A 15261-nucleotide genomic window follows, 5' to 3' on the forward strand; every position below is an offset into this window, starting at 1 on the left:
ATTATTTTATTCCGAACCATTGTGGTTGTATCGATAATCTATGTACGATACTTGTGTGGACTAAAACTGATAGATAGTTCGTGTATAGTATCAGGGCGATAGTTATATTGAAATAATGTAGAACGTTTGTTGATCGATTTTTTATATAAAGAAAGTAGATGGAAAACTGTTTAATTAATGAAAAAAAACAGTTGAAGTCTTGGCATATTGATAAATAAGCTGTAATTTTGCACCCGCTGATTGCGGCATCATGCCGATTTGCATAAAGTATAACAAATAAATTATTAAGAACAAAACATGATTATTGTACCGGTTAAAGATGGCGAGAACATCGAAAGAGCGCTGAAGAAATTCAAGAGAAAATTCGAAAAGACAGGCGTTGTTAAGGAATTGCGTGCCCGCCAGCAATACAACAAGCCTTCTGTTTTGAAGCGCCTTAAGATGGAACATGCCATCTATGTACAGAAACTGCGTGATGCCGAGGAGTAAAAAAATCTTGGTAATCTTTGGTAGTTTGAATAATTTTACGTACATTCGTTGCCAGAAGTGATCGGGCACCTTTCGGGTGCAGAAACGGTAAGACGGTGTGAAAGTCTTGCTGTTATTTAGACAGTCTTTGGCAATATATGATGATAGAAGAGTTTTTGGACTACTTGAGGTATGAGCGAAACCGCTCTGCACAGACGGTGAAAAATTACGACGAAGACCTGAAAGCGTTTGAGTCGTACTTCAAAAAAATAAATAAAGAACTCTCTTGGGAGTCGGTAGACTCCGATGTCATCCGCGGTTGGATGGAGAGCATGATGGATAAAGGAAACATTGCGACGTCGATCAATAGAAGACTGAGTGCTTTGCGTTCCCTTTATCGTTTTGCCCTTTCTAAAGGTTATGTAGATAGTGATCCTGCTTACGGCGTTGTGGGGCCAAAGAGAGCCAAACCGTTACCACAGTTTTTAAAGGAACGCGAAATGGATGAGTTGCTTGGCCTGACTGTCTGGAAAGATGGTTTTAAGAATGTTCGCGCGTACACGATTCTAATAATGTTTTATGAAACGGGCATGCGTTTGTCGGAGCTCGTTGGTTTAAATGATTCCTCTGTCGATTTCGTTAACCGGCAGTTCAAAGTTTCCGGCAAGCGCAATAAGCAGCGTTTGATACCTTTTGGTGACGAGCTGGATACTTCTTTAAGAATGTATCTCGAATTGCGCAATGAGTCGGTCGGTAGAAAGAGCGATGCTCTCTTCGTCACTTCTGAAGGAAAGCGGATGAATCAGGATCAGGTGAGGTATGAGGTGAAAAAGAACTTGTCGAAGGTATGTACGTTGAAAAAGAAGACGCCACATGTGCTCCGGCATACATTTGCCACAGCTATGTTGAACCATGATGCGAATATAGAAAGTGTGAGAAAGCTGCTCGGACACGCAAGCGTCGGCACGACGGAGGTGTATACTCATACGACATTCGAGCAACTGAAGCGAGTTTATAAGAATGCCCATCCACGGGCTTAACCCTTAAAAACAGGAGGTAATTATGGAAATTAAGATTCAATCGATTCATTTCGATGCTACCGAGAAGTTACAGGCGTTTGCAGAAAAGAAAATCGCCAAGTTGGAGAAATCGTATGAAGATATAAAGAAAGTAGAGGTGCTGTTGAAGGTGGTTAAGCCGGCTACTGCATTAAATAAGGAGGTGAGTCTTACGGTAAATGTGCCCGGAAATACTCTGTTTGTGGAAAAAACATGCGATACGTTTGAAGAGGGGATCGATTTGTGTGTTGATGCAATGAAAGTGCAGCTGACCAAAATTAAGGAAAAACAGCACGGTCGTTAAAAAAAACTTGAAAAAATTTGGGCGGAAAGAAAATAATGTATATCTTTGCAGCCGTTTTACAACACGTCTTAAGACGAGTCGCTTGGCGGCTGCAAGTATTTGCCTCTTTAGCTCAGTTGGCCAGAGCACGTGATTTGTAATCTCGGGGTCGTTGGTTCGAATCCGACAAGAGGCTCGAGAAAATTAAAGACGGAGCTGAAGAAAATCTTTGATAGTGTAAAATGAAGGGTGGTTACCAGAGTGGCCAAATGGGGCAGACTGTAAATCTGCTGGCGATGCCTTCGGTGGTTCGAATCCATCACCACCCACTTCAGTAGAAAGCTTTGCGGAAATAGCTCAGTTGATAGAGCACTAGCCTTCCAAGCTGGGGGTCGCGGGTTTGAGTCCCGTTTTCCGCTCTAACTGCTGTAATAGCTCAGTGGTAGAGCACTTCCTTGGTAAGGAAGAGGTCCTGAGTTCAACTCTCAGTTACAGCTCTGCTTCGGTTCTATTTTGTAGACGAAGAAAAACAAAAACAATACTGATTATTCATTAAATTATAAATAAAAAAGTAAAGCTATGGCTAAAGAGACATTCCAGCGTACCAAGCCGCATGTTAATATTGGTACAATTGGTCACGTAGACCACGGTAAAACAACTTTGACAGCCGCCATCTCTAAGGTTCTTCACGATAAGGGTTTCGGTGGTGAAGATGTAAAGTCTTTCGATCAGATCGATAATGCTCCCGAGGAAAAAGAGCGTGGTATAACCATTAACTCTTCTCATATTGAGTATGAAACAGCAAAACGTCACTATGCACACGTAGACTGTCCGGGACACGCTGACTATGTGAAGAACATGGTTACTGGTGCCGCTCAGATGGATGGTGCTATTCTTGTAGTAGCTGCTACTGACGGTCCTATGCCTCAAACTCGTGAACACGTGCTTCTTGCTCGTCAGGTGAACGTACCTCGTTTGGTCGTTTTCTTGAACAAGTGCGATATGGTTGACGATGAAGAAATGCTTGAGCTCGTAGAAATGGAGCTTCATGAACTTCTCGAGCAGTATGAATATGAGGAGGATACTCCTATTGTTCGTGGTTCGGCACTTGGCGCTCTGAATGGAGTAGAGAAGTGGGTTGACAGCGTGATGAAGTTGATGGATACCGTTGATGAATGGATACAGGAACCACCGCGTGATCTTGATAAGCCTTTCTTGATGCCGGTAGAGGATGTATTTTCTATTACTGGTCGTGGAACGGTTGTTACAGGCCGTATTGAAACTGGTAAGGTTAAGGTGGGCGATGAAGTTCAACTTCTTGGTCTCGGTGAAGATAAGAAGTCCGTTGTGACAGGCGTTGAGATGTTCCGTAAGATTCTTGACGAAGGTGAAGCTGGTGATAATGTAGGCTTGCTGCTTCGTGGTATCGATAAGACGGAAGTAAAGCGTGGTATGGTTGTCGTACATCCGGGGGCTATTACTCCTCACGATCATTTCAAGGCTTCAGTTTACGTATTGAAGAAAGAAGAAGGCGGTCGCCATACTCCGTTTGGTAACAAGTATCGTCCACAGTTCTATCTTCGTACCATGGACTGTACTGGTGAAATTACTCTTCCGGAAGGAGTTGAGATGGTAATGCCGGGTGATAACGTCGAAATTGAAGTTAAGTTGATCTATCCGGTAGCTTTGAACGAGGGACTTCGTTTCGCTATTCGTGAGGGAGGCCGCACAGTAGGATCTGGTCAGATTACTGCTATCCTCGATTAATTCGAATATCTTAAACAGATATATGGGTTCCCGCAACTGCGGTTACGGGAACTTTTTTACGGGTTTAGCTCAGTTGGTAGAGCACTGGTCTCCAAAACCAGGTGTCGAGAGTTCGAGTCTTTCAACCCGTGCTAATAGAAAGATAATATGTTTAAGAAGATAGTAAATTATTGTAAAGCTTGTTATGATGAGCTTGCGCATAAAACTACTTGGCCAACTTCTGCGGAATTGACTCATAGTGCAATGGTTGTATTATCTGCTTCCCTTGTCATTGCATTGGTGGTATTCTGCATGGATAGTTTGTTTAGGTTCATGTTGCATTTAATCTACTAAAATAACAAGTAAGGAAAAATGGCTGAAACTGGAAAGAATTGGTATGTGCTTCGCGCTGTAAGTGGAAAAGAGGCTAAGTTGAAAGAATATATCGAGGCCGAAATGAAACACAACGAGTTGCTTGCTTCGCATGTCTATCAGGTTTTGATACCGGTTGAGAAACATGCTTCTTTGCGTAATGGTAAACGTGTTGAAAAGGAGAAAATCAGTCTCCCAGGATATGTGTTTGTTGAGGCTATTTTGAAAGGTGATGTGGCGCATACTTTGCGCTTTATGCCAAACTGCTTGGGATTTCTTGGAGGATTGGATGATCCGTCCCCAGTTCCTCAGTCTGATATCAATCGGATGCTTGGAGCTGCGGAAGAGACGGAACTTATCAATGACGTGGATGTTCCTTATACAGTTGATGAAACAGTAAAGGTGATTGACGGTCCATTCAGTGGTTTTAGCGGTGTTATCGAAGAGGTAAACACTGAAAAGCATAAGCTGAAAGTGATGGTTAAGATTTTCGGAAGAAAGACTCCGTTGGAGCTTAGTTTTATGCAAGTAGAAAAAGAAGGATAAATATTGTTACGGATACGTCTTTCTTTTTATAAATCAATTTAAATATTAACAAAAGAAATGGCTAAAGAAGTTGCTGGATTAATCAAATTACAGATTAAAGGTGGCGCTGCGAATCCTTCTCCTCCAGTAGGACCGGCATTAGGTTCTAAGGGAATTAATATTATGGGGTTTTGCAAGGAGTTCAATGCCCGTACCCAGGATAAAGCAGGGAAAATAATTCCTGTTGTTATTACTTACTATACCGATAAGTCATTCAGTTTCGAGCTTAAAACACCTCCTGCAGCAGTACAGTTGAAAGAGGCAGCTAAAGTGAAGACAGGTTCTGCTCAGCCGAATCGCCAGAAAGTTGCTTCGGTTACTTGGGAACAAGTAAAGGCAATTGCTGAAGATAAGATGAAAGACTTGAACTGCTTTACGGTAGAAAGTGCGATGAAGCTTGTTGCCGGTACTGCAAGAAGTATGGGTATTACTGTAAAAGGGAGCTTCCCTGATAAATAATTATAACTTCAATTAAGAAAATGAGTAAACTGACAAAAAATCAAAAATCAGTAGCTGATAAGGTTGAAGCAGGGAAGGTGTATACATTGGAAGAGGCTTCAAAATTGGTTAAGGAAATTACTACGACCAAGTTTGATGCATCTCTTGACATTGATGTGCGCTTAGGAGTAGATCCGCGTAAAGCTAATCAAATGGTCCGTGGCGTTGTTTCATTGCCTAACGGAACAGGAAAAGTTACGCGCGTGCTATGTCTTTGTACACCTGATCAGGAAGCTGCTGCTAAGGAAGCGGGTGCTGATTATGTTGGTCTTGACGAATATGTAGAAAAGATCAAAGGCGGATGGACAGATATTGACGTTATTATCACTATGCCGTCTTGTATGGGAAAGCTCGGCCCTTTAGGTCGTGTACTCGGTCCCCGTGGATTGATGCCGAATCCAAAGAGTGGAACTGTAACTATGGATGTTGCTAAGGCAGTAAAGGAAGTTAAGCAAGGTAAGATTGACTTTAAGGTTGATAAAGCAGGAATTATTCATACTTCTATCGGTAAGGTAAGTATGACTGCTGAACAAATATATGGTAACGCCAAAGAGTTTATTTCTACCGTTACCAAATTGAAACCTGCTGCTGCTAAAGGTACATATATCAAAAGTATCTTTATTTCAAGCACGATGAGTAGGGGTATTAAGATTGATCCGAAATCAGTTGAATAACTCTAAAAGTTTTGTAAAATGAAAAAAGAAGTAAAAGATACGATAATTGTAGAACTTGGCGAGAAGTTGAAAGAGTATCCTCATTTCTATTTGGTTGATGTAACCGGTTTGAATGCAGAGGCTACAAGCGCACTTCGTCGCAAGTGCTTTAAGAGTGAGATTAAGATGGTCGTTGTGAAAAATTCGCTTCTTCACAAGGCTTTCGAGGCTTCAGATGTTGATTTTGAGCCTTTGTATGAAAGCTTGAAAGGTAATACGGCCGTTTTGTTTGCACAAACAGCTAATGTTCCTGCAAAGCTGCTTAAGGAGTATAAGGACCAAGGTATTCCTTCTCTCAAGGCTGCGTATGCAGAAGAGAGCATTTATGTAGGTGCAGACAAACTCAGTGAACTTGCAGCTCTCAAGAGCAAAAACGAAGTCATTGCAGAGATTGTCGCTTTGCTCCAGTCTCCGGCGAAGAATGTTGTTTCTGCTCTCCAATCAAGTGCTGGTACCATCCATGGTGTGCTTAAGACTTTAGGTGAGCGTGCTGAATAAAATAAGGAGGATGAAAATCCTACCCATAAAGTCAAATCAAAGTAAAATAAAAACAATAAAATTTAGAATAAAATGGCAGACATAAAAGCTATTGCTGAAGAATTAGTAAATCTTACAGTTAAGGAAGTTAATGAGTTAGCAACAGTCCTCAAGGACGAGTATGGAATTGAGCCTGCTGCTGCAGCTGTTGCTGTAGCTGCTGGCCCTGCTGCTGGTGATGCAGCTGCAGCAGAGGAGAAAACATCTTTTGATGTTGTTCTCGCAGAGGTAGGTGCTACGAAACTTCAAGTTGTTAAAGCCGTTAAAGAAGCTTGCGGTCTTGGTTTGAAAGAAGCTAAGGATCTTGTAGATGGCGCTCCTGCTACTATCAAGGAAGGTCTTTCTAAGGATGAAGCCGAGAACTTGAAGAAGGCTATTGAGGAAGCTGGTGCTAAGGTTGAACTCAAGTAATTGAGAAATAAAGTTGACTCGTTCTCTTATTTTTAGTGGATATAATTTATATTATTGTCTATAGAGATAGAGAATATTTGACAGATAAACAATAAATGATGGTTAGGATTTACCCGGTAGGTGAGTTCTAACCATTTTATGTCTTTTACTATTTAATGATATAAGTGATAGAAATTTTCTGATGTTGTGTTCATGAAATATTCTAATCCCTAATCCTATTTTTATGGCTTCAAAAATTGTTGATAACAGAGTAAATTTTGCCAGCGTGCATAATCCGATGCCATATCCGGATTTTCTTGATGTGCAGCTAAAGTCGTTCAGAGACTTTTTGCAGTTGGATACTCCGCCTGAAGAACGCAAGAATGATGGTCTTTATAAGGTATTTGCAGAAAATTTTCCGATTACCGATACACGTAATAATTTCGTTCTTGAGTTCTTGGATTATTATATTGATCCGCCACGTTATACCATTGATGAGTGTCTTGAGCGTGGTCTCACGTATAGTGTGCCCTTAAAGGCTAAGATGAAACTGTATTGCACAGATCCGGATCATGAAGATTTCGGAACGTTCATTCAAGATGTGTTCCTTGGTACTATCCCGTATATGACGGATAATGGTACTTTTGTGATTAATGGAGCTGAACGTGTAGTTGTTGCTCAACTTCACCGTTCGCCGGGCGTATTCTTCGGACAAGGCGTGCATGCGAATGGTACGATGTTGTACTCTGCACGTATTATCCCGTTTAAGGGTTCTTGGATAGAATTTGCTACAGACATTAATAATGTTATGTATGCATACATTGATCGCAAGAAAAAATTACCTGTTACAACATTACTGCGTGCTATCGGGTATGAAGCAGATAAAGATATTCTTCGAATATTCGATTTGGCAGAAGAATTGAAAGTCAATAAGAAGAATGTAAAGGCAGCTGTGGGAAGAAGACTCGCCGCAAGAGTTTTGAAGAGTTGGAATGAAGATTTTGTTGACGAAGATACTGGAGAGGTTGTTTCTATTGAGCGTAATGAGGTGATTATGGAGCGCGAGACGGAGATAACTGCTGATAATGTAGATGAAATTCTCGATAGTGGCGCCTCTACGATTTTACTCCATAAGGATGCTGATTCAGCAGGTAAGTATTCAATCATTTTCAATACTCTTGCCAAAGATCCCAGCAATTCAGAAAAGGAAGCTGTGAATTATATTTACCGGCAACTTCGTAATGCAGATCCAGCAGACGATGCAAGTGCACGCGAGGTATTCCAAAACCTGTTCTTCTCTGATAAACGTTATGATTTAGGAGAAGTTGGTCGTTACCGTATCAACCGTAAGTTGGGACTTAATACGGATATGGATATCCGTGTGTTGACAAAAGATGATATTATTGAAATTATCAAATATCTGATTCAGCTAATAAATTCCAATGCTACTGTAGATGATATTGATCATTTGTCCAACCGTCGTGTACGTACGGTTGGCGAACAACTTGCCAATCAATTCTCTATCGGTTTGGCACGTATGAGCCGTACTATTCGCGAGCGTATGAATGTTCGTGACAATGAGGTGTTCACACCTACTGATTTGATTAATGCGAAGACGATTTCAAGCGTAATCAATTCGTTCTTTGGAACGAATCCGTTGTCTCAGTTCATGGATCAAACCAATCCGCTTGCAGAGGTAACACACAAACGTCGTCTCTCTGCACTTGGGCCGGGTGGTCTCTCTCGTGAACGTGCGGGCTTTGAAGTACGCGACGTTCATTATACCCATTATGGACGTTTGTGCCCTATAGAGAGCCCAGAAGGTCCAAATATCGGTCTTATATCGTCACTTTGTGTTTATGCGAAAATCAATGAACTCGGTTTTATTGAAACACCTTATCGTAATGTGAAGAATGGAAAGGTGGACATGGATAACAAAGATATAGTATTCTTGACAGCTGAAGAAGAGGAAGATAAGCTCATTGGACAGGGCAATGCGCCTTTGACAAGTAGCGGTTCTTTTGTTCGTAATTATGTAAAGTGCCGCCAAGATGCAGATTATCCTGTCGTATCTCCCGATCAGGTAGACCTGATGGATGTGTCTCCACAGCAGATAGCCTCTGTTTCTGCCGGACTTATTCCATTCTTAGAGCATGACGACGGGCACCGCGCCCTTATGGGATGTAACATGATGCGTCAGGCTGTACCTTTGCTCCATAATGATGCTCCTATTGTTGGGACCGGTTTAGAGAAGAAAGTGTGCGAGGATTCGCGTACGATGATCACTGCAGAAGGCGATGGTGTTATAGAATATGTGGATGCAACAACGATCCGTATACTTTACGATCGCACGGAAGAAGAAGAGTTTGTAAGTTTTGAACCGGCATTGAAAGAATATCGAATTCCGAAATTCCGTCGCACTAATCAGAATATGACGATAGATTTGCGTCCTATCTGTAATAAAGGACAAAAGGTGAAAGCCGGCGATATACTGACAGAAGGTTATGCTACGGAAAATGGCGAACTAGCTTTAGGGCGTAATCTTTTGGTGGCTTATATGCCATGGAAAGGGTATAACTATGAGGATGCTGTAGTTATCTCTGAACGTATGGTTCGCGATGACGTTTTAACTTCGGTACATGTAGATGAATATTCTCTTGATGTTCGTGAAACTAAGCGTGGCGTAGAAGAATTCACGAGCGATATTCCCAATGTGAGTGAGGAAGCAACGAAAGACCTTGATGATAATGGTGTAATCCGTGTCGGCGCCCGGGTAGAGCCGGGAGATATTATCATTGGCAAGATTTCACCGAAGGGAGAAAGCGATCCTTCTCCGGAAGAAAAACTTCTTCGGGCTATCTTTGGAGATAAAGCCGGCGATGTAAAAGACTCTTCGTTGAAGGCTAACCCTTCTTTGAGTGGTGTTATTATAGACAAGAAGATGTTCTCTCGTGCAATAAAGACTCGTGAAACCAAGAAGCAAGATAAAATCACTCTTGCCAAGATAGATGAAGAGTATGAGGCAAAGAATAATGATTTGAAGGATATTCTTGTTGACAAACTGCTTACTCTCCTCGAAGGAAAGAATTCGCAAGGTGTTAAAGATTATACCGGTGCAGAGATTATTACAAAGGGCAGTAAATTTACGGCTGCGGCCTTGAAAAATCTCGAATACGACGGTATACAGTCTAATGGATGGACGAATGATGAACATAAGAATGTGCTTGTTCAGAAACTTATCATGAACTATATCCGCAAGTATAAGTTGCTTGATGCAGAACTTAAACGCCGTAAGTTCGCCATTTCGATCGGTGATGAACTACCTTCGGGTATTCTTCAAATGGCGAAAGTTTATGTTGCCAAGAAACGTAAAATACAGGTTGGCGATAAACTTGCCGGCCGACATGGTAACAAGGGTATTGTATCCAAGGTCGTTCGTATGGAAGATATGCCATTCCTTGAGGATGGGCGTCCTGTAGATTTGGTGCTTAACCCGATGGGTGTGCCTTCTCGTATGAACCTTGGGCAGATATTTGAGGCCATTCTCGGTGCTGCAGGAAAGAAACTCGGTGTGAAGCTTGCCACTCCTATTTTTGATGGAGCCAAACTTGAAGACCTACAGGAATGGACGGATAAGGCCGGACTTCCTCGTCTCTGTTCTACATATATTTACGATGGTGAGACGGGAACACGTTTCGATCAACCAGCTACTGTAGGTATTACCTACTTCTTGAAACTTGGTCACATGGTTGAAGATAAAATGCATGCCCGTTCCATCGGTCCATACTCTTTAATTACTCAGCAGCCACTCGGTGGTAAAGCACAGTTTGGTGGACAGCGTTTTGGTGAGATGGAGGTTTGGGCTATTGAGGCATTCGGTGCAAGCCATGTACTGCAAGAAATTCTGACAATTAAGTCAGATGATACTGTAGGGCGTAGCAAGGCGTACGAGTCGATAGTTAAAGGCGATGCGATGCCAACACCGGGTATCCCCGAATCGTTGAATGTATTGCTCCATGAACTTAGAGGACTTGGTTTAAGTGTTAAACTTGACTAAGAATGAGATAAATCGTAAAGAGTTAAAAGTTAATAGTTAAAGAAGCATGGCTTTTAAAAAAGATACAAAGGTAAAGAATAATTTTACCAAAATAACCATCAGTTTGGCATCACCGGAGGAAATTCTTGAAAATTCGTATGGTGAGGTTACGAAGCCTGAAACCATCAACTATCGTACATATAAACCAGAGCGTGATGGCCTTTTCTGTGAACGTATTTTCGGTCCGACGAAAGATTATGAATGTGCTTGTGGCAAGTACAAGCGCATACGTTACAAAGGCATCGTGTGCGATCGATGTGGCGTAGAGGTTACTGAAAAGAAAGTGCGTCGTGAACGTAGCGGGCATATAGAACTGGTAGTACCTGTAGCCCATATATGGTATTTCCGTTCTTTGCCGAATAAAATCGGTTATTTATTGGGATTGCCAACAAAGAAACTCGATTCTGTTATATATTATGAGAAGTATATTGTAATCAAACCGGGTGCTCTTGAAGGAAGAAAAGATGCAGAAGGCGTAGAACTCAATGGTTCTCATAAGATGGATCTTCTTTCAGAGGAGGAGTATTTTGATATTATCGATAATCAACTCGATCAGAACAATCAGTATCTTGATGATACCGATCCTAATAAGTTTATAGCTAAGATGGGGGCCGAAGCAATCTATGATTTGCTTTCGAACATAGACCTTGACGGCCTTTCGTACGAGTTGCGCGATCGTGCAAACAATGACTCCAGCCAACAGCGTAAGACAGAGGCGTTGAAGCGTCTTCAGGTTGTTGAGTCATTCCGTTCTTCGACGAATATTAATAAGCCGGAATGGATGATTATGAAAATCATTCCAGTTATCCCACCAGAACTTCGCCCTTTGGTCCCCTTGGATGGCGGACGTTTTGCAACATCTGATTTGAACGACCTTTATCGGCGTGTCATTATCCGTAACAATCGTTTGAAGAGACTTGTAGAAATCAAAGCGCCTGAAGTAATTCTTCGTAATGAGAAGCGTATGCTTCAGGAGGCTGTCGATAGTCTCTTTGATAACTCTCGCAAAAGTTCTGCAGTCAAAAGCGAAAGTAATCGTCCGTTGAAATCCCTTTCAGACTCTCTGAAAGGAAAGCAAGGACGTTTCCGCCAGAATCTTCTTGGTAAACGTGTTGACTATTCGGCACGTTCGGTAATCGTTGTCGGGCCGGAATTGAAGATGGGCGAGTGCGGTCTTCCAAAATTGATGGCTGCCGAACTTTACAAGCCTTTTATTATTCGTAAATTGATAGAGCGAGGCATTGTAAAGACGGTTAAGAGTGCGAAAAAGATCGTTGACCGTCGTGAACCAGTTATTTGGGATATCTTGGAGAATGTGATGAAAGGTCATCCTGTTCTCCTTAACCGTGCTCCGACACTTCACCGTCTTGGCATTCAGGCTTTCCAACCTAAATTGATCGAAGGCAAAGCCATCCAGTTGCATCCATTGGCATGTACGGCATTCAATGCCGATTTCGATGGAGACCAGATGGCTGTTCATCTTCCGTTGAGCAATGAGGCCGTGCTCGAAGCGCAGGTACTTATGCTTCAAAGCCATAATATTCTTAATCCTGCCAATGGAGCTCCTATTACGGTACCTTCGCAGGATATGGTGCTTGGGCTTTATTATATTACGAAGATGCGTCCCGGGGCTAAAGGGGAAGGTCTCATGTTCTACGGTCCTGAAGAAGCTCTTATTGCTTACAACGAAGGCAAGTGCGATCTCCACGCTCCTGTAAAAGTTGTTGTTGTCGATCTAATCGATGGCAAATTGCAGAAACGGATGGTCGAGACTTCTGTCGGACGTGTTATTGTGAATGGCATTATCCCTGAAGAAGTTGGGTATTTCAACGATATTATTTCGAAGAAAACATTACGCGGTATTATTGCCGATGTAATCAAGGGCGTAGGTATGGCCCGCGCCTGTGAGTTCCTCGATGGTATCAAGAATTTGGGATATCGTATGTCTTATGTAGCCGGTCTCTCCTTTAACCTCGATGATATTATCATTCCGAAAGAAAAAGAAACAATCGTTCAGAAAGGACAAGATGAGGTAGACCAGATTAAGACCAACTATGAAATGGGTTTCATTACCGATACGGAGCGTTACAATCAGGTTATCGATGCATGGACGCACGTAAATAATGAGCTTGGAGACGTTTTGATGAAAGAAATGACCGAGGCCGACCAAGGTTTCAACGCTGTATATATGATGCTTGATTCCGGAGCCCGTGGTTCCAAAGATCAGATAAAGCAGCTTTCCGGCATGCGTGGTTTGATGGCGAAACCCCAAAAGGCCGGTGCCGAAGGAGCACAGATCATAGAGAACCCGATCTTATCAAACTTTAAGGAGGGAATGTCGGTGCTTGAGTACTTCATCAGTTCTCACGGTGCTCGTAAAGGTCTTGCCGATACAGCTATGAAGACTGCCGATGCCGGATATCTTACACGTCGTCTTGTCGATGTATCTCATGATGTGATCATTACAGAAGAAGACTGCGGTACGTTACGTGGACTAGTATGTACAGCTTTGAAGAGCGGCGATGAAGTCATCTCTACATTGTACGAGCGTATTCTTGGTCGTGTATCTGTTCATGATATTGTTAATCCTACGACAGGTGAACTTATTGTTGCTGCCGGAGAGGAAATTACCGAAGATAAGGCACAAGCTATTGAAGAATCTCCGATAGAAAGTGTTGAAATTCGTTCGGTACTTACTTGCGAGAGTAAGCACGGTGTCTGCATGAAGTGTTATGGACGTAACCTTGCTACAGCTCGTATGGTTCAGATGGGAGAGGCTGTAGGTGTCATTGCTGCTCAAGCTATCGGCGAGCCCGGTACTCAGCTTACTCTGCGTACGTTCCATGCTGGTGGTGTTGCCGGAAATGCAGCTGCTAATGCCAGTATTATAGCTAAGAACGATTCAAGAATAGAATTCGATGAACTTCGTACTGTTCCTTATGAGGAGAATGAGGGCGAGAGCGATATTAAATGCCAGAAAGTTGTCAGCCGTCTTGCTGAGATCCGTTTTGTCGATCCCCATACTAATATTGTACTTAGTACGTTGAATGTGCCTTACGGCAGTTCACTCTATTTCAAACATGGCGACAAAGTAACTAAAGGAAATCTCATTGCTAAGTGGGATCCGTTTAATGCTGTCATCGTTTCAGAGTATGCCGGAATCTTGAAATTCAATGGGGTTGTCGAAGGAAAAACCTATCATGCTGAGACTGATGAGACTACCGGTCTTACAGAGAAGATCATTATGGAGTCGAAAGATAAGTCGATGGTTCCTACTTGTGATGTTGTCGGTAAGGACGGAAAGGTAATTGGAACTTACAACTTCCCTGTGGGTGGTCACGTTGTAGTAGAAGACGGACAGACTATCAAGACGGGTGAAACTCTTGTAAAGATACCGCGTGCTGTTGGTGGTGCGGGTGATATTACGGGTGGTTTGCCCCGTGTAACTGAACTTTTCGAGGCTCGTAATCCGAGCAATCCGGCTATTGTTTCTGAAATAGACGGAGAGGTTACTATGGGTAAGGTAAAGCGTGGCAATCGTGAGATCATCGTTACATCGAAGACGGGCGACCAGCGTAAATATCTTGTATCGCTATCTAAACAAATTCTTGTACAAGAGCACGATGCCGTGCGTGCCGGAACACCGCTATCAGATGGCGTTATTACCCCGAGCGATATCCTTGCAATCAAAGGTCCTACGGCCGTTCAAGAATACATTGTGAACGAAGTTCAAGATGTATATCGTTTGCAAGGTGTGAAAATCAACGATAAGCATTTCGAGATAATCGTACGTCAGATGATGCGCAAGGTACTTATCAATGATCCCGGTGATACGACTTTCCTTGAACAGGAAATGGCTGATAAGCTCGATTTTGCGGAAGAGAACGATCGTATATGGGGTAAGAAAGTCGTTACCGATGCCGGTGATTCTGAAACATTGAAGGCAGGTCAGATTATTTCTGCACGCAAGTTACGTGATGAGAACTCGAGTCTGAAGCGCCGCGATCTTAAACTTGTTCAAGTTCGTGATGCCGTTCCGGCCACTTCTACTCAGATATTACAGGGTATTACTCGTGCAGCATTGCAGACTAAGAGTTTCATGAGTGCCGCTTCGTTCCAAGAAACAACCAAGGTACTCAACGAGGCTGCTATCCGTGGAAAGGTAGACCGTTTGGAAGGAATGAAGGAAAATGTTATCTGTGGTCATCTGATTCCCGCCGGAACAGGTCTTCGTCAGTGGGATAAGATTATCGTTGGTTCGAAAGAAGAGTACGAGCGTATGGAAGCTAACCGTAAGAACGTGCTTGATTTTGTAGACCAAAGTGCATCTGCAGAATGATTTTCTGTCGTAAATAGATGATAGTGACAGAGTACGTTCTCTGTTATTCTACGAATTATAATCGCAAGTTGTTCGGAGGTTCCGAATAGCTTGCGATTTTTTATTTGAGTATGTTTTTAAAGCACACAATGAAAGTTATATCGGGATAAATGATACTTCTGATATCGATATGAGCA

At 42.5% G+C, this 15261-nt stretch carries 12 protein-coding genes and 5 tRNA genes; all 17 read left to right on the forward strand.

All coding sequences use genetic code 11. The features are described from left to right. Positions 1-297: 297 nt before the first annotated feature. The 17 genes from rpsU (at position 298) to rpoC (ending at position 15085) form a co-directional block, all read left to right on the forward strand. Entirely contained in the window at positions 298-489 is a 192-nt protein-coding gene (gene rpsU / locus HMPREF0663_RS06330) for a 30S ribosomal protein S21 (protein ID WP_004369499.1), read from the forward strand. 137 nt (positions 490-626) lie between these two features. Further along, the gene (locus HMPREF0663_RS06335; RefSeq protein ID WP_004369500.1) at positions 627-1508 is read left to right on the forward strand and encodes a tyrosine-type recombinase/integrase; all 882 of its coding nucleotides are present in this window, start codon (positions 627-629) and stop codon (positions 1506-1508) included. Positions 1509-1530: 22 nt separating this feature from the next. Further along, positions 1531-1830: a ribosome hibernation-promoting factor, HPF/YfiA family gene (gene hpf, locus HMPREF0663_RS06340; RefSeq protein ID WP_004369501.1), complete on the forward strand. Its 300-nt coding sequence runs from the start codon at positions 1531-1533 to the stop codon at positions 1828-1830. A gap of 101 nt (positions 1831-1931) precedes the next feature. Beyond that, positions 1932-2005, forward strand: a tRNA-Thr gene (locus HMPREF0663_RS06345). 51 nt (positions 2006-2056) lie between these two features. After that, positions 2057-2138 (forward strand) — tRNA-Tyr (locus HMPREF0663_RS06350). Positions 2139-2155: 17 nt separating this feature from the next. Beyond that, a tRNA-Gly gene (locus HMPREF0663_RS06355) sits at positions 2156-2228 on the forward strand. Between the two features lie 6 nt (positions 2229-2234). Then, a tRNA-Thr gene (locus tag HMPREF0663_RS06360) sits at positions 2235-2306 on the forward strand. A gap of 82 nt (positions 2307-2388) precedes the next feature. Then, positions 2389-3576, forward strand: a complete 1188-nt coding sequence (gene tuf, locus HMPREF0663_RS06365; protein ID WP_004369502.1) for an elongation factor Tu — start codon at positions 2389-2391, stop codon at positions 3574-3576. Between the two features lie 58 nt (positions 3577-3634). Then, positions 3635-3707, forward strand: a tRNA-Trp gene (locus HMPREF0663_RS06370). Between the two features lie 16 nt (positions 3708-3723). Further along, complete coding sequence (gene secE, locus HMPREF0663_RS11715; protein WP_004369503.1) at positions 3724-3909, forward strand: preprotein translocase subunit SecE; 186 nt, start codon at positions 3724-3726, stop codon at positions 3907-3909. 18 nt (positions 3910-3927) lie between these two features. After that, positions 3928-4473 carry a transcription termination/antitermination protein NusG gene (gene nusG / locus HMPREF0663_RS06375; RefSeq protein WP_004369504.1) on the forward strand — a complete coding sequence of 182 codons (546 nt, stop codon included), beginning with the start codon at positions 3928-3930 and terminating at the stop codon, positions 4471-4473. Between the two features lie 57 nt (positions 4474-4530). Further along, positions 4531-4971, forward strand: coding sequence for a 50S ribosomal protein L11 (rplK, locus tag HMPREF0663_RS06380; RefSeq protein WP_004369505.1), 441 nt, complete (start codon positions 4531-4533; stop codon positions 4969-4971). 20 nt (positions 4972-4991) lie between these two features. Next, a complete protein-coding gene (rplA, locus tag HMPREF0663_RS06385) occupies positions 4992-5684 on the forward strand; it encodes a 50S ribosomal protein L1 (protein WP_004369506.1) in 693 nt (230 codons plus the stop codon). A gap of 18 nt (positions 5685-5702) precedes the next feature. Continuing rightward, entirely contained in the window at positions 5703-6221 is a 519-nt protein-coding gene (rplJ, locus tag HMPREF0663_RS06390; protein WP_004369507.1) for a 50S ribosomal protein L10, read from the forward strand. Positions 6222-6293: 72 nt separating this feature from the next. After that, positions 6294-6671: a 50S ribosomal protein L7/L12 gene (gene rplL, locus HMPREF0663_RS06395; protein ID WP_004369508.1), complete on the forward strand. Its 378-nt coding sequence runs from the start codon at positions 6294-6296 to the stop codon at positions 6669-6671. 223 nt (positions 6672-6894) lie between these two features. Next, on the forward strand, positions 6895-10707 hold the full coding sequence (gene rpoB / locus HMPREF0663_RS06400) for a DNA-directed RNA polymerase subunit beta (RefSeq protein ID WP_004369509.1): 3813 nt from the start codon (positions 6895-6897) through the stop codon (positions 10705-10707). 46 nt (positions 10708-10753) lie between these two features. Continuing rightward, positions 10754-15085 carry a DNA-directed RNA polymerase subunit beta' gene (gene rpoC, locus HMPREF0663_RS06405; RefSeq protein WP_004369510.1) on the forward strand — a complete coding sequence of 1444 codons (4332 nt, stop codon included), beginning with the start codon at positions 10754-10756 and terminating at the stop codon, positions 15083-15085. Positions 15086-15261 lie beyond the last annotated feature (176 nt).

It is taken from the genome of Hoylesella oralis ATCC 33269 (assembly GCF_000185145.2).
GTDB lineage: Bacteria > Bacteroidota > Bacteroidia > Bacteroidales > Bacteroidaceae > Prevotella > Prevotella phocaeensis.

Coding starts and splice junctions, on each gene's coding strand:
- rpsU (WP_004369499.1), top strand. CDS start 298: ATGATTATTGTACCGGTTAAAGATGGCGAGAACATCGAAAGAGCGCTG.
- HMPREF0663_RS06335 (WP_004369500.1), top strand. CDS start 627: ATGATGATAGAAGAGTTTTTGGACTACTTGAGGTATGAGCGAAACCGC.
- hpf (WP_004369501.1), top strand. CDS start 1,531: ATGGAAATTAAGATTCAATCGATTCATTTCGATGCTACCGAGAAGTTA.
- tuf (WP_004369502.1), top strand. CDS start 2,389: ATGGCTAAAGAGACATTCCAGCGTACCAAGCCGCATGTTAATATTGGT.
- secE (WP_004369503.1), top strand. CDS start 3,724: ATGTTTAAGAAGATAGTAAATTATTGTAAAGCTTGTTATGATGAGCTT.
- nusG (WP_004369504.1), top strand. CDS start 3,928: ATGGCTGAAACTGGAAAGAATTGGTATGTGCTTCGCGCTGTAAGTGGA.
- rplK (WP_004369505.1), top strand. CDS start 4,531: ATGGCTAAAGAAGTTGCTGGATTAATCAAATTACAGATTAAAGGTGGC.
- rplA (WP_004369506.1), top strand. CDS start 4,992: ATGAGTAAACTGACAAAAAATCAAAAATCAGTAGCTGATAAGGTTGAA.
- rplJ (WP_004369507.1), top strand. CDS start 5,703: ATGAAAAAAGAAGTAAAAGATACGATAATTGTAGAACTTGGCGAGAAG.
- rplL (WP_004369508.1), top strand. CDS start 6,294: ATGGCAGACATAAAAGCTATTGCTGAAGAATTAGTAAATCTTACAGTT.
- rpoB (WP_004369509.1), top strand. CDS start 6,895: ATGGCTTCAAAAATTGTTGATAACAGAGTAAATTTTGCCAGCGTGCAT.
- rpoC (WP_004369510.1), top strand. CDS start 10,754: ATGGCTTTTAAAAAAGATACAAAGGTAAAGAATAATTTTACCAAAATA.